The organism is Pseudoalteromonas sp. R86517 (genome assembly GCF_042466295.1).
Taxonomy (GTDB): domain Bacteria; phylum Pseudomonadota; class Gammaproteobacteria; order Enterobacterales; family Alteromonadaceae; genus Pseudoalteromonas; species Pseudoalteromonas atlantica.
Genome location: NZ_JAXHCB010000001.1, coordinates 3,368,798 through 3,394,666, shown reverse-complemented (window position 1 = coordinate 3,394,666; position 25,869 = coordinate 3,368,798). Strand labels below are relative to the sequence as shown.

The window sequence follows — 25,869 nt, the reverse complement described above, 5'->3', positions numbered from 1 at the left end:
TTCCTCAAAACGGAATATCGTCATCAAAATCTATAGTCGGCAGCATTGGGTTATTTGCAGGAGCTGTTCTTTGAGTTGAGGGTTTATGGCTTTGCTCTTTAGCAAGTGATGCAGGATATCCTGTATATCGCTTAGGTGTATCTTCTCGTAGGTGTTTAGTATTTATAATGTCTGTTATATCACTCGAAAAATTAACACATCGATTTAAAGTGATATTTTCAGCAAGCTCTTCTTGAGTTTCACAACGGTACACTTCCTTTTCACAAGTTCCACAAAACCTTATTCCAGTGTTGTGCGTTAAAGATAGCTTTTCCCATTTTTGATCGCATGAATAGCCCCATGAGCAATTCCTTATAAATTCTTTTGTCATTCCCTTTCCTTGTGTTGTATTGAACTACTACTTAATAAACCGAAATACCAAAATAAAGATAAAAAACAGCTCATAGTAAAGGCAAACACCGCGCTTCAGCTACTTACACTTTTTTATACGGCTATTCATTCAACGCCACCTTGGTTTTTAGATCACTTGTATAATATACGTTGTAGCCTAATTTACTAACATTATTAAGAGCAAACTCGCCTAATCTCTCAAGGCCTATTTCAGTTTTCGGTAAGTACCCTAGAAGATAATTTAAATAGATTAATCTGAAAAAAAGCCCTGCTTAAAACACGGCATAAATGAGAAGCATTTAGTATTACTTAAAAGTAATGCTAAACTGCATGTGCTTTTGGTTTACCAGTATTCTGCTCGAGCTGGTTCAAAGATAATGCCTGAATTAATTAAAATCCCCCCTATCTTTAGGTCCTATTAATATTAGTACTATTGGTGGTTAATTTCTTTCATACTTACTTGAAATCATGCTAATGAAAGGTAGCTCATACATTTCTTTTTCATTTAGCGCTAGCCAATCTTCAACCAACTCTTCAATAGCATCCCCATCAAATTGAAAGGCTTTATCAAATTGAGTACGAAGAGAACTTGCAAGCTCTAATCTCGCATCCTTTAGCCTTTGGCTATTTAAATTCAACCTTACTATTTGGCTCTCTCCAAGCTCTGCTGATATATTTTGCCTCTTGCAAGCTTCTTTATTGAGACTAATAGAGCCGTCAGCACCATTAAATAAGAAAATTGGATCTCTATTATTTAACTCTGTAGGTTTTATAATTAGGCCTTCAGGACTTATCTCCCCTTTTTTCTGACCACATGTGAGCCTTCCCTTATTTCTCTTGTCAGCACCAGTTCTAAAATCAATATCATACTTCTCGGTGAAATGTACTACCTGAGCCGTGCCCCCTAAACAACCAGGGTATAAGTTATCCCACTCTATAGCCCAATTAGGTTTACCAACGCCAAAATTAGAATTATTGTTTCCCTTCTTTGGATGAAAGTGCTCTATCTGATAATCAGTTTTAGCTATTAGTTTATGCTCACAATAAACGCATAAGCCTGCCGTTTTTTTAATTGCTGTAACCTTCAACGCATTATTAACATCTGAATCACTCTTTAATTGATTCCATGTTGCATTTGGGTTGGCTAAGCGGAACTCTTTGAGTCGTTCAGGCTCTGGAATATTTTTAATAGACATTACTGACTCTTTCTAGACTTCATCCAGTTAACGCGTTTTATCGCTAAATCAGCCTCAACTAACATCGGCTCAGTCCCATCTGTTAATTTTGTAAGTTCTTCTCTTAAAACTAAAGCTTCCCGATCCTCTCCTTTACCTAGCTCAATTAAATCAAAATATTCTTTAAGCTTTCTTGATACATCAGTAACCGGCCTAGAGTTAACATGTAAAATTTGTTTCATTACACGACTATTTTCACCACCAAAAGGAGAGTTAACAGTTTCAGCAAATGATAATGAATTTGATACAACTCGAATACTCTCACCTCTGACTGTAGTAAGTACTTGAGGGCTGTGTGTTGTAACAACAAATTGTATATTTGGGAATAACTTAGTTATGTCTTCTAATACATCCTGTTGCCAACGGGGGTGAAGATGAAGCTCAATCTCATCTATCAAAACTACTCCAACTACAGACAATGGAGCTTTAGAGTTTGGATTTAATAGATAGGCTCTTCTAACAAGATCAATTGTGAGAGCAACCATATTGCGATAGCCTTCGCTCAACTGCTCTAAACCTAGAGAAATACTTTCGCCACTTTCATTCTCCCAAGTCACAACAACATCATTAATTGATTTGTCAAAAGTGACATTTTGAACTCTATTAACTATTTCTTTAACTGCTCTTGCTACTAATACCTTAGCTGGGTGAATAATGTCGTGATTCTTCTTTTTATCTCTAAGCTTTAGCTCATCTACTTCAATTTTTGTAAACCAGTTTTTTAAAGACCCATAATTAATTTTCGCCTCAAGCGCAGAGTCATACCCTTCACTCCTTTGAAGTTCTTCAAAAGGGCTAATAGATACTTTATTGCTAGAGTTTGATAGTGTTCGATTTGTTCCGTAATAAGCAATGAGAGGATACTCTGTATCTGTATTTACTATTTGGTTCGCAAAATCAGATAGGGCTTGAGTACCTATTTTTGCCTGTGTACTTTTTTCTGTGCCTCTAGTTACTAAATCCCAACTAAGGCTAGAATTCGTGTCTATCGATATACGGGAAAAATCAGCTACACCATCAATACCTACATGAATATCTGATTTTCGTATCAGCCTTCCTTTAGCCTCAGGCATTGCAGTTAAAAATGGACCTAAGCCACATGCAACAGCCTCTAAAATCGAAGTTTTGCCAGCTCCATTCTCACCAACCAAAACTGTTAGTGATTCATGAAGTGGTACTGTGAAGTCTTTGTACCCTCTATAGTTAGTTAGCTTCACTTTACTAACCTTTATTGTCTTATCTACATATAAGCTAGGATTAAGATTAAAGTTATTTCTAGCTAGCTTTTCACGAGCTACTCTTTTGCTAAAGCGTCCATCTGAAATGGTAGCCTCAAAAATTTTAGTTATGTTTTCGTCAGAAAGTAGATTTCTACCTCTGTGAGGTTCGTAAAACAAAGAAGCATCGACAAAACGAACAGACTTTGTATTTTTTTGAGGGGCCATGTCAAAAATTAATAAGACTGTCGGTATGTTAGTCGAGTAATGAATAGCTTTAGGTAGCAAAATAATAGTATCAACTACATTCTTATCTATAAGAAACTCTCGAATTCTGGCTTCGGAGCCAACTCGAGTTAATGAACTTAAAGACATACCTATAACTAATTTAGTTTTACTACCTAATGATGGAAACATCGAGAGGGTAGCCAACCAATCGGACCTAGTCACAGGAAGCTCTTCAGTTAAAGCCAGCCATTCGTTTGAACTATCTTTATATATAGCTTCCTTCGTAGAGGTCGGTATTTTCAAACCAAACGGCGGAAATGAAACAATTAAATCATATAGCTCACTTTTGTATTTTGGATGGCTGATGGAGTCTTCTAAAAAATCTGTTCCATCTATTCCTTTTAATATACGTGTAATGACTAATTGGAAATATATATCTGTGCTAACTTCCTGAGTGTCTATTTGAACCTTTCCATTAGTAGCTTCATAAAATGAAAAAGCAGTGCTCCCAGCCCCCGCAAAAGGATCACAAACCGATTTTGGCGAATATTGCATACCCAAAGTAGTTACTAATTTATTTATATCCTTTGGAGTATAAAATTCACTTCCTGATCTCATTTCGTTTGCTGCAAAGAGTTTATTTAGCTCATCCAATGTTTGCTTAACAATGTATTTGTCTCTATTGACTCCATTACTTTGAGCGAGTAACTTTACTAAGTCTTCTTCAATTCGATTATTCTTGCGTAAAATATCTATTGTAAACTCGCTAGCTATATACCCTAACTCTCGCTGAAAAAGTCCTAACTCAATGCAGGTGAGTACAAGCTCATCTATATATTGCCCAATAGCATCAAATGAATAGAACCTTGGTACGTTAAAGTGCTGCCCACTGTTGTCTTGCATATACCGAATGAATAGCACCATATAAGCAAGTGAACGGTAGCTTGCTATTGGCGCTGAACCTCGAATATATTCAAGTAACCTCCATATTTCCTTTGCCTGTCTTATAGCTAGACTATTAATTTCATTGTGGGTTTGCATCAGTCATATCCCTAAAAATATTCATGTACTCTATTAGCAATAATTAGTTTGTTTAAAGCTAACCAAGTAACTTTATTCTATTATCTTGACCGTATTCTTCCTTGCTTACTATAAATATTACGGCCCTAAAACTCCGAAGTTAAAAACTCACTCACCTAAAATAAAGCCTTGCAGGTGCTTATCTACTTTTATTCTTAATTTAAAAGGAGGAATAGTAATACCATCTTTATCCTCAAAGTATGCTTTGGCTTTATCAATATCAACCGTCGCTTTTAGGTTATCAAATCGGCCAAATTGGTTTATGTTTTTTTCATTAATTACACTGCTCATTAGCTCAATTAAAAGCGATTTATCAACACCTAAATTATCAACTAATTCGTTAATTTTTTTGTTTTCTTCGCTGTTTTGGTAATCGTTTATGTAATCTCTAAAACTATGGCCATCTACTAACTTAGCATCACCGCGCTGTAAGTCGTGCAAAAACAATTTAGCGTACTTTTGCTCGTGTTGAGTGAGCGATGAAAACGACTTATGTAGTTCATTAAGCGTACGCTCAACACTGGCTTTATCCTGGCCTTGATCCAGTTCTTTTAAATATTTATCAAAGCGACTGTTCATATAGTCGGTATCGATTTTACCGGTATCAATTTCCGTTAAGTAACCGCTAATATCAAAAGGTACTTCGCCGCCACCAGCGCCGCCACCACCATCTGAGCCAGCAAGTTCTCTATAACGTAGTACTAAGGTCAAGTAGGTTTGTTCGTCTACTGCTAGCGTTACTTCACGCTCATTATTGTCACCAAAAGTGTGCGTGAGTTCTTCCCAGTGTAAGCCCTGCACTTTTGATGCCTCTAAGTGTTGGTTAAAGGTTTTAAATAAATCGGCAAACTTAGCGCAAGCTTCAAGATCTTCGGGCAGCTTTTCAAAATTTTCAACGCCAGCACTTTCAAATAGCTCTGTTATGTCTGCTGCTATTGTATTCATAGCTTCAAGGTTACTTTCTAAGCGGTCAACAAATAAGCCTATAGGGCGATCACCAGAATAAAGCTTTACCGCGTCGTAAATGAGCTGTTCCATGGTGTGAGGATAACGGTAGTAACGAATAGTTCCGTGTGGTTTTTCATCTTTTTTAAACAACCGATTAGTACGTGAAAATGCTTGGATAATATTCTGGTATTTAAGCACCTTATCTAAATACAAGGTATTGACCCATTTAGAGTCAAAGCCTGTTAGCATTTGATCTACCACTATTAGTAAATCTAACTGCTTTTCCGGCTCTGTATGTATGCGCTCATAGGGCTTTTTATGGGCAAGACGTGCGGCTAAATCTTTTTTAAACTTACCATGTTTTGCAAAATCAAAATCTTGTCCGTAACGTGCATTGTAATCAGCCATAATCTCATCTAAGCCATCACCTTTAAAAGTCGGCCCACGATCGCGGCTACCGTCATTATCAATATTTGGGTCAAACAGTGCTGATATTTTAAGCTCTGGCTTAGCCGCTTTTATACGGCGGTAGTAGTCAATGGCTTCAGCAATACTATTAGTAGCTAAAATGGCATGAAATTTATTAGCCTGGCTTAGCACATCCCATTTATCTAAAATATCACTCACTACCTCTTCTTGATGAGCATCAGTTAAGTATTGGCTTTTAGGCACGTAGTCTTCAATACCTTTATGATATTTACCCATTGCATCTTTTTTGCCTGCCATAGGCACATCATTCATAAAGTGGTTAAACTTTTTCTTTTTAGCGAGGCTACTCATGGCATCAGCCACAGAATCTGCTTTTGCCTGGGCTAAAGCCACCTCTTTTTTTATGTCGCTATCTTTAAAAGTAGGTACTTTATAAGGGTCAAAGCCTAATACGTTGCCATCGCGTATTCCGTCAGCAATACTGTAGCGATGTAATTCGCTACCAAATACGGTGCTGGTGGTATTGCCGCTTTTTTCGTTCTCTTCTTGAATCGGTGTGCCCGTAAAACCAAAGAATAATGCGCTAGGAAAAGTACGCTTAATGGTAATCAACATATCGCCAAAGGTTGAGCGATGCGCTTCATCAATAATAAACACTAAGCGTTTGGCTTGTATTATTTCAATATCGGCAGAGTTAGTCGCTGTACCTTCATCATCAACTGCTTCAAAAATATTACTCATTTTTTGAATAGAGCTAACTATTAATGTTTCTGCCGGATCAGTACTTTTTAACTTAGAGATTAATACACCAGTATTTTCTGTTGCTTGTACGTCTTCACCATCGCCAGCAAAGCTACGATACTCTGCAAGTGATTGAGTACCTAACTCAATTCTGTCCATCAAAAATATAACTTTGTCGGCATCTTTAGACTGCGAGATTAACTGTGCCGATTTAAAGCTGGTCAGGGTTTTACCTGAGCCTGTGGTATGCCATATGTGGCCGCCTAGACGCTCGGTATTAGAGTTTATTTTATTCCAATGAGTTTTAGCTACTTTATCGGATATCGCATTAGCAGCGTAATATTGATAACTACGCATTACCTTAAGCACACCGTCGGTATCATCGGCCACGGTATAAAAACCAATAAGTTGGTGTGCCATAGGTATAGACAGTAAGTCAGATGCTATATCCTTCCAATAATTTTTTGGCTCATTCCTAACGTCGGCCCAGTTAAATTGGTAATCAGGGTTAAACTTGCCGTCTAAACCTGGGTTGGCAAAGTATTTGGTCTCGTTCGGCTCCATAGCTACAAATACTTGAATAAGCGAAAACAGTCCACTAAAAATACCTTCTTTACTGTATTTTTCAATTTGATTTACAGCTTGGCTTACCGCTACACCGCTACGTTTAAGCTCTACATGTATTACGGGCATACCGTTAATTAATAACAAAACATCGCCACGCCTGTCGTTACGTAAAGGGCTGCCGCGTTCAAATTTTGGTTGTTGTACTATTTGGTAACGGCTTTGACCTGCGGCTATTTCTTGGCGGTCATATATTTTTAAGCTAACCTCTTTGCCTAAACGTTCTGGGTGAGCGGGGTTGTCGCGCGTAATTGCCACCGTTTTACCGTTAATTAAACCGTTAAGTTTTAATGGGGTTTTAAGATCTTTTATTTGCTTTATGATTTGCTTCATTTCGCTATTGGTAAGCGGTACATCGTTTAAGCGGTCTTGCTGGCGGTTATTTTCAAATAAAATATCTGCCCAGTTTTTCAGTAAGTCAGCCTCAGTTTTATTTTTTAATATTTCAGCTTCCCACCCTTTATGAGTAAGTACTTCAATAAAAGCCTGCTCAAATTGTGCTTCGGTTTTAAACGTAGTCATTTACTTTCCTTGTTATACAAACATTTTACTCAAGCAAGCCAGCTTGACGTGATTTAGCTTAGTGATTTGTTGTTGATGTTGGTTTATCAGTACATCTAACTTTTGAAAATAGCGACCTATTTTTTGCTGCTCCGAAATATTCGGCATGCATATTTTTATATCCATCACTTTCGTTTTAGAGATGTTGTAACGAGAAACTCCTTGAGCCAAAAAAACAACTTGCTTTCTAAAAGCTCTAGCCCTCAAAATGTATGCCAAAAAATAGCTATCAATTTTTTGTTTAGGTCGGTAACCGAAACAAAAGCTGTTTAGGTACATATTTGGCGTATCGCCCATCCAAACAGAAGACATTCCAACTTCTTCTGGAGTTTCTGAAGAAGTAGTAAAAAAAACATCACCCTTTTCTACTTCATTTTGGCTTTTATCAATCTCTACCGGCTCTACCAAATTTTGATTTGAAATCACGTTTGAAAATACATTCATATAAGTTATAAATCTGCCTTGCCCATGGCCAAAGTCATCTTTAGTTTTTCCAGCTAGCCCTGTAAATGTATTACCAATCTCACCTAATTCTTTCTCATCCCACTCTCCACTAAACTCTTTAAAACGGATTTCTGGGATAGTTTCGCCTTGTTTCGGGAACATCTTTTCCAGCATGGCTTTTTTGATGTTGCTAAGCTTGTCATGCTTTTGTTGGTGTTGGTTGATTAGGCTGTCGAGCTTTTGGAAAATGTTGCCAATGGCGGTTTGTTCAGGGTCTTTAGGTACATAAAACTTTAAGCATAAAACTGATGGCTTTGAAATATTTTTCATTGAGCCGGATGTGCCTGTAGCCAAATTAGATAGGGCTTCTCTCCCTTTAGCTGATCCTAAAATATTCGCTAAAAACTGCAAATCACCATTAGCTGTAGGCTTTGCTGCCCAAAGCCTGTCAGGCAGAAAATAATTCGAGTAACTTTCGTCAACATATGCATTGGCACCAACTAAAGAAGGTGTATTCATTCTGCTAATGATGATCGTATTCTTTAATACAGGCTCTTTTAACCTATTAATTTCTATGGTATCAGATACAACTTTATTTTCGTTTAGTTCAAAAATACCATTTGTCACACAACTTGTTTTGAGTACCCCGAACTCATCTTCACCAGCAGGTTTATCTCCAGAGTTTACACTTACACCTGCATCTAGAGAGCTAATGAAATTAGAAAGAGGGCTCCGCTCCCAATCCCCACTAAATCCCTTAAACCGAATTTCTGGCATATTCTTTTCAACACTCATCCTATTCGCCCTTCAATAAGTTGGTGAGCTCTGCCAAACCCTGGCTATCAAATTCATTACCGGTGAGATCGTCCATCATTTTCGCCAGTTCTTGCTCTGTGCTTTGAATATCATTGGCCACTTGCGAATAGGTAACCGCATATTTATTGGCTAGAGATTGTACTTGGCTGGTGAGCTGGGTAATAACTGCACCTGGCATCGCCTCAAGCTCAGTACTTAATGGAGTAATCCATTTTAGGTGAAGCAGTTCGTTTACTTGCTCGTCAGATAAACTCTCTATCGTTGTTTTAGTTAAAAGGTGGAGCGCAATGGCGGCTTCTTTAACTGATTTTTTAAGTGTTTTTTCTTCATCTATGAGTTGGCTGGCGTTAATAATTTTCGCTTTATAGCTTTCTTCAGGGTCTGCGCTATCGGTTAAAAATTTAACTTTATGGTCTTTCTGTTCTTTTAAAAAAACTTTAGCCGCTTTGCCCACTTCGGCATTTACAAAACCGTCTTTGCCTTCTTTTACCGTCGCTTGCTCTTTATCTTCTTCAGTTAAGCTTTCTAGTACTTCTTCAAGCTGGCTCGCGATTTCTGCAAGGCGGGCCTCTTGTTCAGCCAAAGCTTGTAGCTCGTCGCTTAGGTGCGTTTGTTGTACTAAATCAAACGGCAGTATGTGGCCTTTCCAAGGTTTGTTAGCGTCTTGCACCTCAACTTCTTTGCCTTTTTGTTTTTTAATAACCATGTTTGCATCGACTTGTTTAGTAGCGGCAAAGCCTTCGGTCTGCATCATTTCTAGGTCGGCGCTAATGGTTTGCCATTGGTTATTTTGGTATTGGTAGGCTTGGTATTTGTCCACCAGCGCAATAGGCGCTAAGCGTTTAAATAATTCTTCACTAAGTTCAGCCTCTATTTGATTACGGTTAACCGTTTTCCATCCTTTGATCAGCGTAGTATTTAAGTAATCATCGTAACCATTAAACGCTTGATTATAGGTAGTGATAAATTCACGCACTTGTGGGTGGTCGCTAATGGTGACGTTCACGACTTCTTTAGCCACTCTAAGCTCGCTATAAGCGGCTGACTTAGGTGCAAACAATGCAGAATGCAACTGTGGTAGAGCTTGCCAATAAGTTTGTAGCTCGGCTATTTCATTATTAGGGATACCACCAAGCATAGTGGCGTGTAAGTCCCAACTCTCTGCTGCGGCTGAAGAATCAACGTAACGCGGAATATTTAAGTTGTAGTCATTTTCACGAAGAGTCTGCTTGCTTACTACTTTTGAAAACTTATCGATACTTTCACGGTTAATAACCGCATCGGTCACTCGTTTTATGTCACTTGCTTGTAGTTTGTTGTTTTTACCTTCTTTAATAAAGTGTTTAGAGGCATCAACCACTAGTACATCCGTGTTTTGTCGCTTTTGTTTGAGCACAATAATAACGGTTGGAATACCTGTACCAAAAAAGATGTTCGCCGGTAAACCAATAATCGCGTCGATGTGGTTGTTTTCGATTAGCTGTTTACGTATTTGGCCTTCTTGGCCACCTCGGAATAGTACACCGTGTGGCAGTACAATGGTCATAATGCCATCGGGCTTTAAGTGATAAAGATCGTGCAGTAAAAAAGCAAAGTCAGCTTTAGTTTTAGGTGCTAAACCAAAACGCGAATAGCGAGGGTCGCTGTCTTTAAAGCTTGGGTCCCAGGCTTGTGAATAAGGCGGGTTTGATACAACGGCATCTACGTATAAAGGGTTGTATGTAGCAAGCGGATCACTTTCGTCAAAGTATGGCCAATCGTCTTCTAAGGTATCGCCATTACGGGTAGTAATGTTATCGGGCAGAATACCGCGCATGATCAGGTTCATACGGGTTAAGTTGTAAGTGCTTTCTTTTAGCTCTTGAGCGTAGTATTTAATATTGTCTTTACTTTTTGCATATTTAGCAACTGAGCTACCTATGTTTATTAGTAATGAACCTGAGCCACTGGTTGGATCGTAAATTTCAATTTTATCTTTATGCTTTAATTCATGCGCTGTGATTTCTGACATGAGTAATGACACTTCGTGAGGGGTATAAAACTCACCGGCTTTTTTACCTGCATTAGCTGCAAACTTTTCAATTAAGTATTCGTAAATGTAGCCCAGTACATCGTAACCAACATTACCGCTCATAGGGATGCTTTTAATTAAGTGCAGTAAATCACTTATCGCTTTAGTACGTCTAGGCGCACTTTCACCTAGGTTCCTTAAGCCTGTTTCTAGTGTGGTGAAAATACCCTCAAATAGCTTTTTATGATTAGGGTGAATAAGGCGGCTAAAAGCAGAAAGTGCATCACGCACGTTAGACTCATCAAAGTCTGACTTTGGATCAACCCAGGTAGAAAACAGGTTATTGTACGATATAAAGTAACCTAAGTTGCTTTGCACATATTCTAAGGTTTCAGGGTCATCTTCGCCAAGGGCTTTAATTTCATCTTCGGTCATGCCTTGCTCTTTAACAAAGCTAACTAATTGATCACTTACGTATTTGTAAAAAATAAAGCCTAAAATAAAGTCTTTGTAGTCGTTCGCTTCAATTTTCGAACGCATTTGGTTGGCTGATTCCCAAATTTTAGCTGCCAGTTGTTGCTTATTCATAAATAAAACTATTTCCTAATACTTAAGTAAAACGCAAACAGGTAATGTTGCTTACGCTTCGAAAAATTCTTCGTCTATTTTTTTCAGGTGTAATACCTGCTCGTCTCTGCTGCCAATGTTGTATCGCAGCATGAGTTTTGCTAATTCTTTACCATTTATGAGGACGATACGCATACCTAGGTCTTTGGCTGTTTGCATGGCTGATGGGGTAAAGTCTGAGGTGGTAATAAATATTCCCTTTTGCGCTTTTTTAAGGTTAAGAGCGCCAAAAAAGTCTCGTATATCGCCTGAGCCAACGTTATTACCTTCTGCATACCGTTTAGCCTGAATGTAAATTTGATCCACGCCTAGTGGGTCTTGGTTAATAACGCCATCTATGCCGTTATCTCCTGACTTTCCTAGTGCATGCGCTGCGCCCTCGCCAGTACCACCGTAACCCATAGCTAGCAGTAATTCGATTAATAGGTTTTCAAAAAAGGCTGGCGTTACTTTGCGTGTGCGCTCAATGATCTCTTCGGCTAAAGCATCGTTTATTTTTCGATATGCTGAGCGAAGAGCTTCATCTGGCGTAATATCACTTTCAGCTTCGGCCGCAGGCACTACTGTAGTGCTTTGCGTTTCGGTGTACTCATTATTTTTTTGCTTAAAAGCAACAAATTCATCAAAGCGCTTTAAGTAGTCGTTATTAATATCTACATTATCTTTTAATGCTTCTATACCACGAGGCGTTATTACAAAATGCGCTCTGCGTTTAACGTCAAGTAAGCCTGCCTTTGTTAAGTAGGTTCGGGCCCATCCAACACGGTTATCTAATACAGACTGCTTACCACTAGGTAGTGTTTCGGTGCGTTCTTCATCTGTTAAGTTAAACTGCTCAGCGAGCTGGTTAATAACATCACGTAGTTTAACTTCATTAGCTTGTCCATCTTGATGAGCGTTATAGGCGATTTGAAGAAAGGGCCGCATAAAATCTTGGTAATTTGGGATCATCCGTTATCCTTTTGTTTCTCTATCCATTGTTCTATATCTTCACGCTTAAAACGCCATGAACCGCCTACTTTAAAACCAGGCAGTTTACCTTCACCGGCTAAGCGATAAGCTGTTTTTTCATTGAGCTTTAGGTATTCTGCAAGCTCTTGGATTGTTAGTATTTCATCACTCATGGATTTATCTCTGACTGTGAACAAAAGTAGGGTATGAGAAAATTGCGGAATGGTCAATTTAATGCTCTATAAACCCAAATATACAAGCACTATAAGTAACAATATTAAAATTATGCCCTCGGTACTTCGACTTTATTTTGTTACTTAACTTTTGTAAGTTGTTCCCACTTAGACCAGCCTCTACAACTTTGATAAGCCTCTTTTTCACGGCCTTTATTTGTACCTACCATGCAAAGACCTCTATTATTACTCTTAGAGTAAGTTATAAAATAGCCACCTTTCGTTTTTCTTGTTCCTTGCCAATAGGAACAAGTTAAGCAGTTTTCCCCAGTCCCATTAACAACTGAGCCAGAACTTTCTCTCTTTTTAGGTGCTTTACTTCTTTTATTTGAACCCGAGCCAAGCAACACATCAATGGCAAAACCTCCAACTGCAAGTGCCCCTAAACCAATAGTTGTTGCTATTTTACTTGTTGTTTGTAATAACCTTTCCTGCTTTTGGTTCGATAAGTCCAACCCTAAAGAGTCAGCTAGCTTTTCATAACTTGGAATCTCAATATTAAGTCGCTCTGCCACTTTTTGAATGAAGCCAAACTCTTCCTTATCAAGAAAGCCATCTGCGGCTGCCACTTTAAGTAAAAACTTTAAAGTAGCGAGATTTGATTTTTTCACTTTTTGCTCAAAACATAAATCTAAAAGATCACTGTTATGAATACGTCTAATTAGACGAGCTTTATATGCAAGAGCGAAGGCCGTCATTCCGTATTGGTTTTTGCCTGTTACATCCAAAGATAACTTTTTAATAGTTTCTTGCTCTCTATCATCTTGCGCGCCATCTGAAATTGCTAACGCACCCGCCAAAGCACCGCGCAAATAAAACAGTCTTAGCTTTTTATCTTCAAACGCCTCAGGGAAATTTTTTAACCAAAATTCATCAATCTCTTTTAACTTATCTTGATTGGATTTCTCAGACTGACAGTCGAAGCATTGTGGTGAAACACCCAACGAGAAAGTATCATCTATATCCCCATGAATAGAGCATGTAATGGGTAAGTTATTAGCACAATCTACACACAAAAAATCTTTACTTTTATCACCAGGTAATTGCTCTGGTATTACCCTTTCTGGAAATGCATGTCTGGCACTTTTCCTTATATCTAGTCCTGCGTAATTAAACGCTATTAACTTCCTTTTATTCTGACAAGTCAGACATTCATTATTTGCCATACATACCACTTAAAATATTTGTATTCATAAATGATCAAGGCTTGAAGACCCAAGCCTTAAGTAGATAATTCATCCAAACCTTACGATCATTTTTTATGATTGTAAGGTTTGGATAAAGCTTTAGAATTTTAAAACATTTCTATAAAATTTAATACCTTAGCTTAGCTATATCCACTTACTTTTATACTGACTATAAATGCCACAAATCTTAGTCGAAGCTAGTAACATTCAAAATGACCTCTTCGTATGGTAGAACTTTATTCTCATTTAATAGAAGGTATATTAACCTCTACCTCTGACCTTATCCTCAATCCAATCATCAACTTCAGACTCAAGCCAGGCTACCGACTTAGCACCAAGCGATATTTGCTTAGGGAATGTGCCCTTAGTCATAAACTCATAAATTGTTGAGCGGCCAAGTGATGTTTTTTCGATTACTTCTTTTAATTTAATTAAACGCATTAGATGACTCCTAATTTTTGTCATCTAATGAGGGAGTTGTGTAAAAAAATACTTTTAAGCTCTCTTTACTTCCCAAAACCACTACTCCAAATATTTTCAAATCTATATCACCTTTATGAGCAAACAATTCATAAGAGGTCCACATGTTAAAAAGCCAGCAATTACCAAGTACAAACAATACAATTTTGACTGATGATGAAATTGTTGATTTGGCATCAAGAATATTATTTCGACGATTAAAAAGGGAAGGCAGAATTAGCTCCCCAAGATCAACTGTAGATTTTTTAAAGCTGAAATTAGGTAGCTATGAGAGAGAGGTATTTTCAATAATTTACTTGAGCAATAACAATGAAATTATTGAATACAAAGAGCTGTTTTTTGGAACAATTAATTCAGCCTCAGTGTATCCCAGAGAGGTTGTAAAGGACGTATTAAGGGTTAATGCAGCTAGTGTAATACTCGCGCACAATCATCCTTCTGGGAGCGTAGAGGTGTCTACAGCGGATAAGCTAATAACAGGTAAGCTGATTAAAGCTCTGTCGTTAATAGATGTAGAGGTATTAGATCATTTAATAATTGGTAGCTCATACGCCTCTTTTGCTGAACTTAATTTATTAGCTCAACTAAAACAGGAGGTAGAATGCTTAGACATAATAAAACTGCACAGTTAGTCACTCATGTAATTGCAATTTTGATTATTTTACGTGATGTTATTAATGACGATTAAAATAGGGAGGCAGTACAGCCTCCCTACTTAGATAAATTTTTCTATTTAATTGATTGCATACTTGCTTTTAATCACACTCTAGTATTCACTGTGTCAGACATATCGTATTAATTAAAAGGTAAGAACATGGATCCATTAGATAAAATTTGTGATAACTGCGAACAAATGGGAAGTAATTGTGAGTGTCCTGGCTGTGAAGACTGCTTAGTAAAAAAACATGAGTGTGATTGTGAAGAAGACGACTAAAGCTTGCTAACTCAGATTCGATTTAACTATTTATTGACTTCAAAATCTTGAGTGGTTAAATCACTATCAGTAATTTTTTAGCGGTGCATAGCTACTTTTCAAGCCCTTACATTAATAGCTCTAGGCCTAATAGATTTTTTTACAATCATACAACCAGTTCCAATAGACTTTTGACAGTCTCCTCTCCAGCGCTTTGTTTCTGGTTTGGCCAAATACATTAAGCGTTTTATTGCAATTTTATATACCTCATTCCCCTCCTTATAATCGCGAGAACTAATCCAATGTACAGGTTTTTCAGTGAAATGAACGCTACTCAAAACTAAGTCAGCACTCAGACCGAAAACGCTAGCCCAAGCCTCAAATATGCAGGTTTTTAATGACTTTTTCCTTTGGGTTTTATTTTCCCTAAGCCTCGATGTGTACTCACTACTTCCTATAAAACCAAACTTATCTTGGTCCAGAAACAAACAAATATGATAGTGTTCAACCTCACTATCTTCACCAAACTCTTTTACCCAAACGTAACGTAAGCATTGTGTTCGATAAACATTATCAATAAGGTAACTAGCCTTAAATTTTGAAACTAAAGAACCAAAAAACTTCTTCATCAATCCGGTACTTTGAGTAAGTGGATTATCTTGTCCCCTGCACAGCTTAGGTATATGTAAATCAAAACGAATTATAGATACTCTTTTATTGCTATCGAATGCACTCTTAAGCTCTGTTTCAATAATTTGCTTATATGTGGTTAATACATGAAAACGTTCATCAAATGCATTTCTTTCAACTTTTCTATAGCCCATTACTTTAATTCTCCTTTGTATATTTCATACAAAGGAGAATTAAAGTAAAAAAACACATCAAATAGTTAAGTACTTTAGATACATATGCTAGATGTATATTAACTATACGAAATAATAATTTCCCGAAATAAAGGCAAACCTTTCATCAATTCAAAAAAGAGCAAAAGGCTACCTGTTAATCAACTTTTTATTCACTCTGAACTTAATGCAATATTTAAAGAAAAAGAAACTAAATTTTAAACACTTTATTTTGAAATAACAGAAAACGAGTTAACTCAATGTCCTTAGCATAACCATCAAAACGAACATTAAAAAAGGCTGGCCTTTCATCGTTAACATGAATGGTACTCAACCCATTGTCAGTAAAATCATCCAGTAACTCTCTTACCTTGCGCTCTACAAGCAACACATAAAAGGTACAAGCAGCACGAAAAAAGTAATAGCCACTCAGGTAGTGCTCTCTTTTAAAAATCAATTTCACTAAACTCTTCGCTATTTTTTCAAGGTAAGCAGCAGAATAAGTGCCTTTTTGAAGAGCAAGAATATAGTTTTGAAATTGAGTATTTTCTGCAACAGAGTATTTTTCCTTTATAATTAGCTTTAGTCGAGCTTCATCACTTATTAAGTCACTAGTTGCAGTATCAAAGCCTTTAAAATTTTCATCTAAATGTTTAATAAACTCACAATTACTTTCCACGTCACTAATAAAACCAAAAGGACCCATTTCCCTCACAATGTATTGCTTTGCCCCCTTCATTTTATACATTCGATAGAACTCAAAGTAACTCCTTATTAGAGAAGCGAGTTCATCCAGTGATGGTGGGATTGTAACTCCACAAACGTTGAATTGTTGTACCCTCCCTTCAAGTACGCCTGATTTTTTATTCGCCTTAACCAAGCTCAAAACTGCCAGCAACTTTGAACTACCTGTCTGCAACATAATCGCATAGCTGTTATTCTTTTCAATTCTGAATATACGACTGCCATTATCAAAGTCTATTTTATTTACACTACGAAAGTTAAAGCTATATTGACCGAACTTTTTATGGGCACACTTAATCTTCACATCAAATGCCTTCTTTATATACTTTTCGCTCATTGCTACCGAGTCTTTTATCAGCAAACAATAAAGTAGGAGTGCCTTTTCTTTGAGCATAAGTCTTGAGTCATTTGAGTTTTCACAAGCTAAAACTTTTTGAATATCTGCAAGTGATTTCTCATCATAATTCTGAGCTAAAAACTCTTTAACCTCACCTGATAAAGTTACTTTTTTTGGAGAGCACCCTCTTTTAATTATGCCTGCATTATGAACGAGCCTTATTAAATTTTTCTGCTCTAGCTCGTCTAAGCAGTTCTTAAAATCTTTAGAACTAACCCCTATGATTTTATTAAGCTCTGCTAAAGAAGGCTTCAACTGGAGTGCTTCAAGTTCAAATTTCGGACACATATACAGCTTAATAAAAACCCAGAAAGAGTTAGGGGGCAAATTAAAAATTTCTTCACTTAATATATATTTAATAGTACTCTCCAGTTTTGAAAAACATTACCTGTAACGACACAGGTAACATTACAGGTAATGGATTTGGTTAGCAATGAGTAGCACAAGCACCAACAAAGTAAGTATAGTTTCATCACTTTTTAATGGGTTAGATGTAAGACATAGAGAGTATTTTTCGACATGGGCAGTCGCGTATCTTTCTAAAAATTCACCAGCTCATGCAAAGGCTTTTGAGCAATATTTGGAATCTGGGAATTCAGATAAATTAGATAAATACTTGAGTAAAAATAATCATAAAGAATTATTTCAAAATGCTTGGCGACAAGCCAAAAGACGTAAATTTAATAAAGAGCAAATAACACTAAACTTGAATCGCAGTGACTATAATAAGCTTCGACTCAGTGCCACTAGAAACAAGATGAATATGACCCAATATTTGATCAAGTTGATTAATGATAATGATAATGATGAGGGTCTATTATAGTTTCAATCAAAGCAGTCTATTTTTCACGCATCCCTTCGCAAATAAACTCACTCCACCAACCCATTATAGCCCTACGCCGTTTAAGATAATCGGTACGGTTATACGCCACTCGAGTTTCATTTTCATCTGCGTGGGCTAAGCAGGCTTCTACCAAAAGGCTATCGTAACCTTTTTCATGAAGCGCTGTAGAAGCAACAGAGCGCAAGCCATGGGCTACCAACTTATCTTTGTAGCCTAAGCTTCGTTTAATCGCGGCATTGACCGTGTAAGTGCTTGCATGGCCCTTTTCATTACGCTCACTCGGGAATACATATTCATGGTGACCGCTGAGTGGTTTCATTTGTTCAAGTATTGCCAAAGTAGCAGGCGTCAAAGGCACTCTATGGGCTCTTCTTCGCTTCATTTCTTCAGCAGGAATCACCCAAACAGCCTCTTCAATATTAATGTCAGCCCACTTAGTCCCTGCGGCTTCTTTTGAACGGGTCATTGTGTGCAACTGCCACAAAATTAAAAGCTTGGTTTTTTCCTGAATGGTTTGAGAGTTATTCACAGCCGTTAAAAAATCAGGTAGCTCTTCAGGCCTTATTGTAGCCATGTGCTCAACCGTGTTTTTAGTAAATACTTTTATAATTTTTGCTAGTGGATTGGCATTGATAAAGCCATGGTTTACTGAGTAATCCATGATCTGATTTAAGCTTTGGCAAATACGCTTGATTGTGGAGTGCTTACCGTCAGTCTCAAGTGGCCTGAGAATTTCAATGGTATCAATCGCTGTAATGCTTTCTAAAGGTGTGTCTTTCAACTTGGGGAAAATATACATCTCAAGTGTTCGCCACTCCCTAGCTGCGTGATGAGCGGTCACAGTGGGCTGTTTGCGTTCAAACCAAAGCTCTGCGGCAGCTAAAAAAGTATTCGCAGCTTTACGGCTCTCGGCCTGTTTTTTAGCTAGTTCATGTGCCTTTGGATTAATACCTTGCGCTAATAGTTCTTGATACTCAATAGCTTTAGTCCTTGCGTTTGCAAGCGATAGTGCAGGATAAAGCCCAAGGGGTAATTTATTAAATTTATCACTTATTGGATCTTTAAATTTAAACTGCCATGACTTAGTGCCGCTAGGTAAAACACGCAGTTGAAGACCGCCACCGTCAGAAAGCGTTTGTTCTTTGCCTGTACTAGTAATTGATTTTATCTTTTTATCCGTTAGACGTACTACAGGCCTAGCCATAATAAGCTCCATAATGATGATTAAGACTAGTATATATAAAATACAATCTCATGGGTACTAACGTGGGTACTAAAAATAGTAGAAGCAACAAGATTAGACTGGACAAATACGGAATAAAAACAGGTTAAAACTATGCTTTTACTAGACTTTCAATATAGCTGCGGAGTGCTGCGGAAGTTAATTCAAGCGTCCAGGGAACCACTGGATAGCCATTTTTAACTCCTAACATATAATTTGACGCTATTTTAACTGGCAATTCATTTAATTGCGCTATACTGGCGCAAATTTTTTTAGATTAGATATTATGGCTCTTAAATCTACCATTATTAAAGCGCAATTATCGTTAAGCGATATGGACCGCCACGTGTACCAAGATTTTAATTTAACGTTGGCACAGCATCCCTCTGAAACCGAGCAACGCTTGATGATTCGCTTATTAGCCTATGCGCTAAATAGTTGTGATGGCTTAGAATTTACTAAAGGCTTAAGTGCCGACGATGAACCTGAGCTTTGGCATGTAAACTACAGTGAAGAGATAGAGCTGTGGATTGAGCTGGGCTTGCCAGATGAAAAGCGTCTTAAAAAAGCCTGCAATAAAGCTAAAAAAGTGGTGCTATATACCTATGGCGAAAACAACCAAGCTATTTGGTGGCAAAAACATCAACCTAAATTGTACGATTTTAAAAACTTAAGTATTTTTAGCCTTGATTACGCCGCTACTCAGGCACTTGCAGATTTAGCCGACCGCAATATAAAACTTACCATTACCGTTCAAGATGGTGATGTGTGGGTCAGTTCTGATACGGCTAATATCGAAATAAAACCGCAACAGTTAATGTAAATTGTAGGTAAGGGCGTATGAAAATAAACCACGTTATTGTATTACACGGCCTTTATATGTCGGGCTTTGTTATGCGCCCGCTATGCTCTCGTCTTGAACAGTCTGGAGTTAAAGTACTGAATCTCACTTACAATACGCTCGACCCTAACTTAAGCACCATATTTAAACAAATTGATGAGTTTATTGGTGATGAGCCCTCTGCATTAGTATGTCACTCTATGGGCGGATTAATTGCCCGCGCCTACTTAGAGGCAGGCACGCCAGCGAGTCACCATGTCACTAAAGTGATTACGCTTGGCACACCCCATCAAGGCAGCCACATAGCGCAAAAGATGAAGCAAAAAGGGTTTGAAACCTTTTTAAAAAACAGCGTCGAGTTTTTACTCACTAAAAATGGTAACTGGCCGTTTAAGGCCAAGCTTTACAGTATTGCTGGCGATTTGCCCATTGGTTTAATGCCGTTAATTGTCAAAGGCAGTCAGTCCGATGGCACCGTTTTACTAGACGAAACCAAGCTTAAAGGCATGGCTGAGCATAAAGTGTTTCATTTAAGCCATACCAGTATGATTTATTCTCGCCAGGTGCTTGAATACATTATTAAGTGCCTTAACGAAGCAGCCTAGTCTTCCCCCGCCTCTGCTATTTTATAACTGATTAAAAATATCACCCCCAAAATAAGTGGCATGGGTGCGGCAATGTAGCCAAACGTGTCGGCATTAGCAAAACTTGCGCCTGCTAAATGCGCCACCAGCCCCAATACAAATGCTATAACGGCTATACCTACCACTATTAACTCTGCTTTATTTTGTTTTACTGTTTTTGCATCCATAATCGCTCTCCAATAAATTTAAGATATTTATTTTGCTTGAGTGAATTATGCGCTACAGCCATAAGCATTTACTGATTTAGATCAATACATCAAATAGCCAATATTCAACCTTGTAGAAAACTTGTTTTAGATCATAATTTATCCATGTTTTGTCTTTATTTTATTGTTAAGGGGTAGAATTTTAATAAATTCAACCCATCTATATTGTATGAGTGATTTATTGCGCTGCACGTTATTAATAGTTAAAACCTATTGCATTGACTGGTTTAAACAATTTTACTAATTAATAGCACTGAGCAATAATGATCATCAGTTCATAAATAAACGGTTCATCAAGGAGCAAGGTATGTCACAGGTAAATGCAATTGGTTTAAACAGCGCAAAAAGCGAAGACATTGTTAAGTCACTCAATACATTATTGAGCAGCTACCAAATTCAATACATGAATGCGCGCGGTTTTCATTGGAATATTAAAGGCCGTAACTTTTTTGAATTACACATTAAATTTGAAGAGATTTACAATCTTCTGCTTGAAAAAGTAGATGAAATTGCTGAACGTATTTTAACGTTAGATGGCGCGCCACTACATGCGTTTTCTGATTACTTAGAAGTAAGTGAAATTAAAGAAGCTAAAAACATTAGCGATGGTACGGCAGCCGTAGAAAACCTATTAGCTGGCTACAGCACACTAATTAAAATGCAACGTGAAGTACTTACTCAAGCAGGTGATGCAGATGATGAAGGTACAGCGTCATTAATGGGTGATTATATTTCAGAGCAAGAAAAACTAGTATGGATGTTAAAAGCGTACTTAGACTAAGCTAAAAAATAAGCCCTCAAAAGGGGAGGGCTACAAATAGGGAGAATCGTAAATTTCTTTGCGATTCGGATACTATATTAGCGCCCCCTATTGACTAAACAACGCCACTGTTACCAGTGGCGTTGTTTTTGGTTTAAGCGGAGCATAAATAATTTTAAAGCAAACCAGCCCACCCTTTTCGCGCTTGCATTAAAAAGCCCCAGCAACGGCTGGGGCTTTTGTTAATACCAGCTCCTTAATTAAATGAGGCTGGAAAAACTACAATTGTGCAGTATTAACTGCTTAAAATTTACTTCTAAAACCAATATAGAAGGTTTGTCCGATTGGGTCATACGTACCTGCGTCGGTTTCAGTACCTGTGCTTGAGCCACTAACACCTGAAAGTATACGTGGAGGCTCTTTATCAAATAGGTTGTTAGCGCCGGCGTATAGCTCTACCGCGTCACTTATATGATAGCTTGCTTGTACATCATGGTAGGTTACTGAGCCAATACCCACGCCGCCAGCAGGTATACCAAAGCCACTTAAGAATTGATCATCAAAGTCAGCAGCCCCTATGTAGGTCATGCTCCAGTTAAAATCAAAGTCATCAAGCTTATAGCCTAAGTTCCAGTTAGCTTTGTGTTCAGATGCGCCAATTTCACCTGCAAACTCATCTTTATCCGCACCCGGTAACGGAATAGTGTAACCGTCAATCAAGTAAGTGTATGCAAGGCGAGTTCTAAATGCGCCTGGGCCAATATCGGCAGAGTAAGTTAGTGTTAAATCAACACCTTCAGTTCCTAAACCACCACTATTTGATACACCACTATCAATAAACTCAAGTGAACCTGCGCTATTATTACCAGAAGGGCCGCTACGGCGAGTTATAAAGCTACAGAAGCTATCGTCACCACCGCCATAACATTGATCTAAAATAAATTGGCGCGGTGTAGATACAATCGCATCTGTGATTTCTATATCAAAGTAATCAAGGGTAACGTCAAGGCCCGAGATTAACTCCTCTGGGGTAAATACCACACCCACAGTCACAGAGTCGCCCACTTCTTCTTTTAAGTCTGGGTTACCACGGTTAAAACCACTAATGCCCTGTAAATCAGATTGATTAAGGGTAAACTCCCCGTTTGATGCAATATTATTTGCAACACCCACATCGGCACGACATGCATCACCAACAGCGCCACCGCCACTGTTTGTAACACCTATACATGGATCATTTAAACCACTTGGGAAGGTTTGCGAAGGCGGTGAAAATAACTCATCAATATTAGGCGCACGTGTAGAGCGGGCGCGGGTAGCACGAAGGCGCAAGCTATCCATCACTTCCCAATCAACACCTACGTTCCAGCTTTCTGTATTACCCACTGTTGAGTAGTCAGATAAACGGACTGCAGCGTTCATTGTTACCGCATCCAGCACAGGAATGTTAGCCTCAACATAGTATTCAGTTACATCAAAAGAACCTTCGGTTGCAGGAATTGCATTACCGGCATTTAAGCCCGCTTGCTGTAGGGCATCAAATTCACTACGAGAAAACTCTTCGCGGTATTCAAAACCAGCCGCAATACCTACCATACCCGCTGGCAGCTCAAATAAATCACCTGAGACATTACCGCCAATAATTTCTTGCTCTACCGACGTAGAAAGCGTACTTGGCGCACTAACAAAATCAATTGCACCTTGCGATAGTGAATTAAATCCGTAAATGTTTACTGGCGCACAATTAAAACCACGCGCTGTTGCATCAATACAAATCGCTTCATCGGTAATGCCATCCGCATCTAAATCTTGGCTATCAATTACCGCCTCTAAACCTTGGCGAAAGCTTTGTACATTTACTAAGCCACCAGAGACTTGCGACTCTTTCGTTTTACCGTACACATAGTAGGTATCGTAAAACCAGCTGTCGTTAATCTCACCCTGAAAGCCCACAGCTAAGCGGAATGTATCACGCTCTGCACGGGCACCACGGTTACCTACATCACTTAAACGTTTTGCAAAAAAGATATCTCTAGCACCATCACCGTCGGTGTCTGTTGCTGCATTGTAGATATCATCTGGCACAAAGGCATTTCTGAGCATTTCGCCATTTACGTCAAACTCAATTGGCACGCGGCCATTGGCATAAATGTCATCTGAGGCAAACGGAAAAGGCTCTAACTCTGAAATAGTGGTACTAGATGCGTACGTCCCTTCAAAAAAGAAGCTGTGTTTATCTGTTAGCTCGTAACTACCATTTGAGGCAAATAAGTAGCGCTCTGTTGGTATAGCAATGGTACGTACGCCGCTTCGGTTAAAGCCGTTGGCATCTATACCGTCACCGCCATTGGTGCTAAACGAGTCTTGTAAGTTGTTGTTTGGATCGTAAGTAAAGCGTGTATCGCCTGCATCAAAACGCCCTTGTGGCGGAAATGATGAGAAAAACGGATTAACGGCTTCAAAAATAGAACCCGGATTTGCCGCCGGATCGTCTTCAAAATAAATACCTGAAAATTGGTCTACTGCAGAGCGCTCACGATCGCGTGAAAACACAGCTCCTTGGTCTGAGTAGCCTAAGTGGAACATGGCTTGACCTTTGCCATCACCCGTAGTTAAACCCGAGGTAAAAGAAAACTGGCGCGATTCATCATCGCCTTCGCTTGATTCGCCGTATTGGCCTTCAAACTCTACGCCTTCAAAGTCATCTTTTAGTACAAAGTTAACTACACCTGCAACCGCATCAGAGCCATATACTGATGATGCGCCACCGGTCATAATTTCCACGCGCTCAATAAATTGACTAGGAATGGTATTTAAATCAACTGCCGAGCTACCAGGTACACCCGATACATAACGGCGCCCATTCACAAGTACTAAAGTACGGTTTGAACCTAAGTTACGCAAATCAACAGTAGCTACACCCGCGCTTGCAGTTGAAAAGTTAGAGTTAGTACGGCTAATAGCTGGAGAACCAAATGCTGGGTTTTCTAGCAGTAGGTTTTGAATGTTTAAAGAACCCGATGCATCAATTGCCTCGCCACTTACAACCTGTATAGGTGCAGACGACATCGCCTCGGCTGAACGAATACGAGAACCCGTTACTTGCACGCGTTCTATTTTTTCTAGTTCGTCTTCTTCTGCGGCTATACCTTGAAAAGAAAAGCCAGCAAGCACTGTCGCACTAAGTGCTAAAGACAATGAAGATTTTTTAAATGTACGACTATCTAAGTTATTTATTTTTTTCATACTATAATGTCCCTGAAATGTTATTTTTGTAACTGGTTGGTTACAAACATTTCAACATTAAGTGGAATAATTTTAAGACACTATGCGCATTATTTAATAGGCATTTAGTCAGGTACAAACAGCAGGATATATGGGATGAAGGTACTTATCCCAGATTGTTATAAATTAGATTAAATTTTTTTAACATTTTTTATTAAATACACGGTCTTTATAACTACACACTCTAGAGATGGATTTTTTATGATTACTTACTTTCATGCACTAATTAGAGTTAGCACGAGCAAATTTGCAACATTCTTAACTCAGCAGGTGCAAGCTCACCGTCACTTTGATTCGCAAACGCAACTGCCCGAGCAGCGCTTAGATCAAATAGATACCTCTCGTTTTAATGTGCTTTTTTACGAATTATCTAATTTAAATGATCCTACTCAAATAGTGCACCTAACTGAATTGGCTAAAACAATGAAAGTGGTGGTGATTGCTAGGTCGGCTGAATTTGCTAATTTTGCGTTTGAAGTCGGCGCAGTCGATTTTTTAACAGTCGATGCAACCGCTTCAAGGCTTGAAAAATGCTTCGATAAGCTTATTCATTTATGCCCATTAGCCACACAAGCCGAGCGCTTGTTTAAAGCCGCATCTGAAAACGAGCAACCCATTGCTGCACATATTGTTGTTAAAGATGTAGGAAAGGTACGTTTAATAGATATTAACGATATTGTATGGATAAACGGTGCGGGTAATTATGTAGAGCTGCACTTTAATGGTAACAGCGCCCCCGTTTTACACCGTGAAACCATGAAAAACATTGAGCAACAGCTAGAGCCTGAAGGTTTTATACGTATTCACCGCTCCACGCTTGTTAGAAAACATGCCATAAAAGAGCTTATGCCAACAGACAGCGGCGACTATAAAGTGAAGCTTAAAAACAATATCTCGTTAAATTTATCAAGAAGGTACAAAAACTGCCTAGAAAGCATTATAAGCCCCGTAGCATAGGGGCTTGTAATT

At 38.4% G+C, this 25,869-nt stretch carries 21 protein-coding genes; 6 read left to right on the top strand and 15 right to left on the bottom strand.

Going from position 1 to position 25,869, the window contains the following annotated elements; translation table 11 throughout:
• Positions 1-4: 4 nt before the first annotated feature.
• The 10 genes from SJY38_RS15310 to SJY38_RS15265 all read right to left on the bottom strand — a co-directional run bounded on the left by SJY38_RS15310 (position 5) and on the right by SJY38_RS15265 (position 14,163).
• Positions 5-370, bottom strand: coding sequence for a hypothetical protein (locus SJY38_RS15310; RefSeq protein WP_377110125.1), 366 nt, complete (start codon positions 368-370; stop codon positions 5-7).
• A gap of 460 nt (positions 371-830) precedes the next feature.
• On the bottom strand, positions 831-1,586 hold the full coding sequence (locus SJY38_RS15305) for a hypothetical protein (RefSeq protein WP_377110124.1): 756 nt from the start codon (positions 1,584-1,586) through the stop codon (positions 831-833).
• Positions 1,586-4,111, bottom strand: a complete 2,526-nt coding sequence (locus SJY38_RS15300) for an N-6 DNA methylase (protein ID WP_377110123.1) — start codon at positions 4,109-4,111, stop codon at positions 1,586-1,588. Before SJY38_RS15300 ends, SJY38_RS15305 begins: the two co-directional genes overlap by 1 nt.
• A gap of 147 nt (positions 4,112-4,258) precedes the next feature.
• Entirely contained in the window at positions 4,259-7,414 is a 3,156-nt protein-coding gene (locus SJY38_RS15295; protein WP_377110122.1) for an HsdR family type I site-specific deoxyribonuclease, read from the bottom strand.
• 12 nt (positions 7,415-7,426) lie between these two features.
• The gene (locus SJY38_RS15290; protein ID WP_377110121.1) at positions 7,427-8,692 is read right to left on the bottom strand and encodes a restriction endonuclease subunit S; all 1,266 of its coding nucleotides are present in this window, start codon (positions 8,690-8,692) and stop codon (positions 7,427-7,429) included.
• 1 nt (position 8,693) lies between these two features.
• Positions 8,694-11,312 carry a type I restriction-modification system subunit M gene (locus SJY38_RS15285; RefSeq protein WP_377110120.1) on the bottom strand — a complete coding sequence of 873 codons (2,619 nt, stop codon included), beginning with the start codon at positions 11,310-11,312 and terminating at the stop codon, positions 8,694-8,696.
• A gap of 51 nt (positions 11,313-11,363) precedes the next feature.
• Positions 11,364-12,302 carry a restriction endonuclease gene (locus tag SJY38_RS15280; RefSeq protein ID WP_377110118.1) on the bottom strand — a complete coding sequence of 313 codons (939 nt, stop codon included), beginning with the start codon at positions 12,300-12,302 and terminating at the stop codon, positions 11,364-11,366.
• The gene (locus SJY38_RS15275; RefSeq protein ID WP_273001641.1) at positions 12,299-12,475 is read right to left on the bottom strand and encodes a helix-turn-helix domain-containing protein; all 177 of its coding nucleotides are present in this window, start codon (positions 12,473-12,475) and stop codon (positions 12,299-12,301) included. The genes SJY38_RS15280 and SJY38_RS15275 overlap by 4 nt, the downstream gene beginning before the upstream one ends.
• A gap of 140 nt (positions 12,476-12,615) precedes the next feature.
• Positions 12,616-13,701, bottom strand: coding sequence for a hypothetical protein (locus tag SJY38_RS15270; RefSeq protein WP_377110116.1), 1,086 nt, complete (start codon positions 13,699-13,701; stop codon positions 12,616-12,618).
• 282 nt (positions 13,702-13,983) lie between these two features.
• Positions 13,984-14,163 (bottom strand): AlpA family transcriptional regulator, encoded by a 180-nt coding sequence (locus tag SJY38_RS15265; RefSeq protein WP_377110115.1) that lies wholly within the window; start codon positions 14,161-14,163, stop codon positions 13,984-13,986.
• 143 nt (positions 14,164-14,306) lie between these two features.
• Here SJY38_RS15265 and radC point away from each other — a divergent pair, with 143 nt between their 5' ends.
• Complete coding sequence (gene radC / locus SJY38_RS15260; RefSeq protein WP_377110114.1) at positions 14,307-14,834, top strand: DNA repair protein RadC; 528 nt, start codon at positions 14,307-14,309, stop codon at positions 14,832-14,834.
• A 400-nt stretch (positions 14,835-15,234) separates the two neighbouring features.
• On the opposite strand, the gene SJY38_RS15255 is transcribed toward radC, so the two are convergent.
• Together SJY38_RS15255 and SJY38_RS15250 are read right to left on the bottom strand one after the other, a co-directional pair.
• The gene (locus SJY38_RS15255; protein ID WP_004585985.1) at positions 15,235-15,939 is read right to left on the bottom strand and encodes an inovirus-type Gp2 protein; all 705 of its coding nucleotides are present in this window, start codon (positions 15,937-15,939) and stop codon (positions 15,235-15,237) included.
• A gap of 229 nt (positions 15,940-16,168) precedes the next feature.
• The gene (locus tag SJY38_RS15250; RefSeq protein ID WP_377110113.1) at positions 16,169-17,386 is read right to left on the bottom strand and encodes a hypothetical protein; all 1,218 of its coding nucleotides are present in this window, start codon (positions 17,384-17,386) and stop codon (positions 16,169-16,171) included.
• Between the two features lie 145 nt (positions 17,387-17,531).
• On the opposite strand from SJY38_RS15250, the gene SJY38_RS15245 reads away from it, so the two are divergent.
• The gene (locus SJY38_RS15245) at positions 17,532-17,921 is read left to right on the top strand and encodes a hypothetical protein (RefSeq protein ID WP_004585987.1); all 390 of its coding nucleotides are present in this window, start codon (positions 17,532-17,534) and stop codon (positions 17,919-17,921) included.
• 16 nt (positions 17,922-17,937) lie between these two features.
• On the opposite strand, the gene SJY38_RS15240 is transcribed toward SJY38_RS15245, so the two are convergent.
• Positions 17,938-19,146 (bottom strand): tyrosine-type recombinase/integrase, encoded by a 1,209-nt coding sequence (locus SJY38_RS15240; RefSeq protein WP_377110112.1) that lies wholly within the window; start codon positions 19,144-19,146, stop codon positions 17,938-17,940.
• A gap of 304 nt (positions 19,147-19,450) precedes the next feature.
• On the opposite strand from SJY38_RS15240, the gene SJY38_RS15235 reads away from it, so the two are divergent.
• Together SJY38_RS15235 and SJY38_RS15230 are read left to right on the top strand one after the other, a co-directional pair.
• Positions 19,451-19,987, top strand: a complete 537-nt coding sequence (locus SJY38_RS15235) for a YaeQ family protein (protein WP_024033976.1) — start codon at positions 19,451-19,453, stop codon at positions 19,985-19,987.
• A 17-nt stretch (positions 19,988-20,004) separates the two neighbouring features.
• Entirely contained in the window at positions 20,005-20,610 is a 606-nt protein-coding gene (locus tag SJY38_RS15230; RefSeq protein ID WP_004585990.1) for an alpha/beta hydrolase, read from the top strand.
• Here SJY38_RS15230 and SJY38_RS15225 read toward each other — a convergent pair.
• A complete protein-coding gene (locus SJY38_RS15225; protein ID WP_024033977.1) occupies positions 20,607-20,816 on the bottom strand; it encodes a hypothetical protein in 210 nt (69 codons plus the stop codon). The two genes, SJY38_RS15230 and SJY38_RS15225, sit on opposite strands and share 4 nt — an antisense overlap.
• A gap of 346 nt (positions 20,817-21,162) precedes the next feature.
• Here SJY38_RS15225 and SJY38_RS15220 point away from each other — a divergent pair, with 346 nt between their 5' ends.
• Positions 21,163-21,636, top strand: coding sequence for a Dps family protein (locus SJY38_RS15220; RefSeq protein WP_004585992.1), 474 nt, complete (start codon positions 21,163-21,165; stop codon positions 21,634-21,636).
• A 282-nt stretch (positions 21,637-21,918) separates the two neighbouring features.
• On the opposite strand, the gene SJY38_RS15215 is transcribed toward SJY38_RS15220, so the two are convergent.
• Positions 21,919-24,861, bottom strand: a complete 2,943-nt coding sequence (locus SJY38_RS15215; protein ID WP_138577373.1) for a TonB-dependent receptor domain-containing protein — start codon at positions 24,859-24,861, stop codon at positions 21,919-21,921.
• A 240-nt stretch (positions 24,862-25,101) separates the two neighbouring features.
• Between SJY38_RS15215 and SJY38_RS15210 the strand changes: the two genes are divergently transcribed.
• Positions 25,102-25,857 (top strand): LytTR family DNA-binding domain-containing protein, encoded by a 756-nt coding sequence (locus tag SJY38_RS15210; protein ID WP_024033980.1) that lies wholly within the window; start codon positions 25,102-25,104, stop codon positions 25,855-25,857.
• Positions 25,858-25,869: the final 12 nt, after the last annotated feature.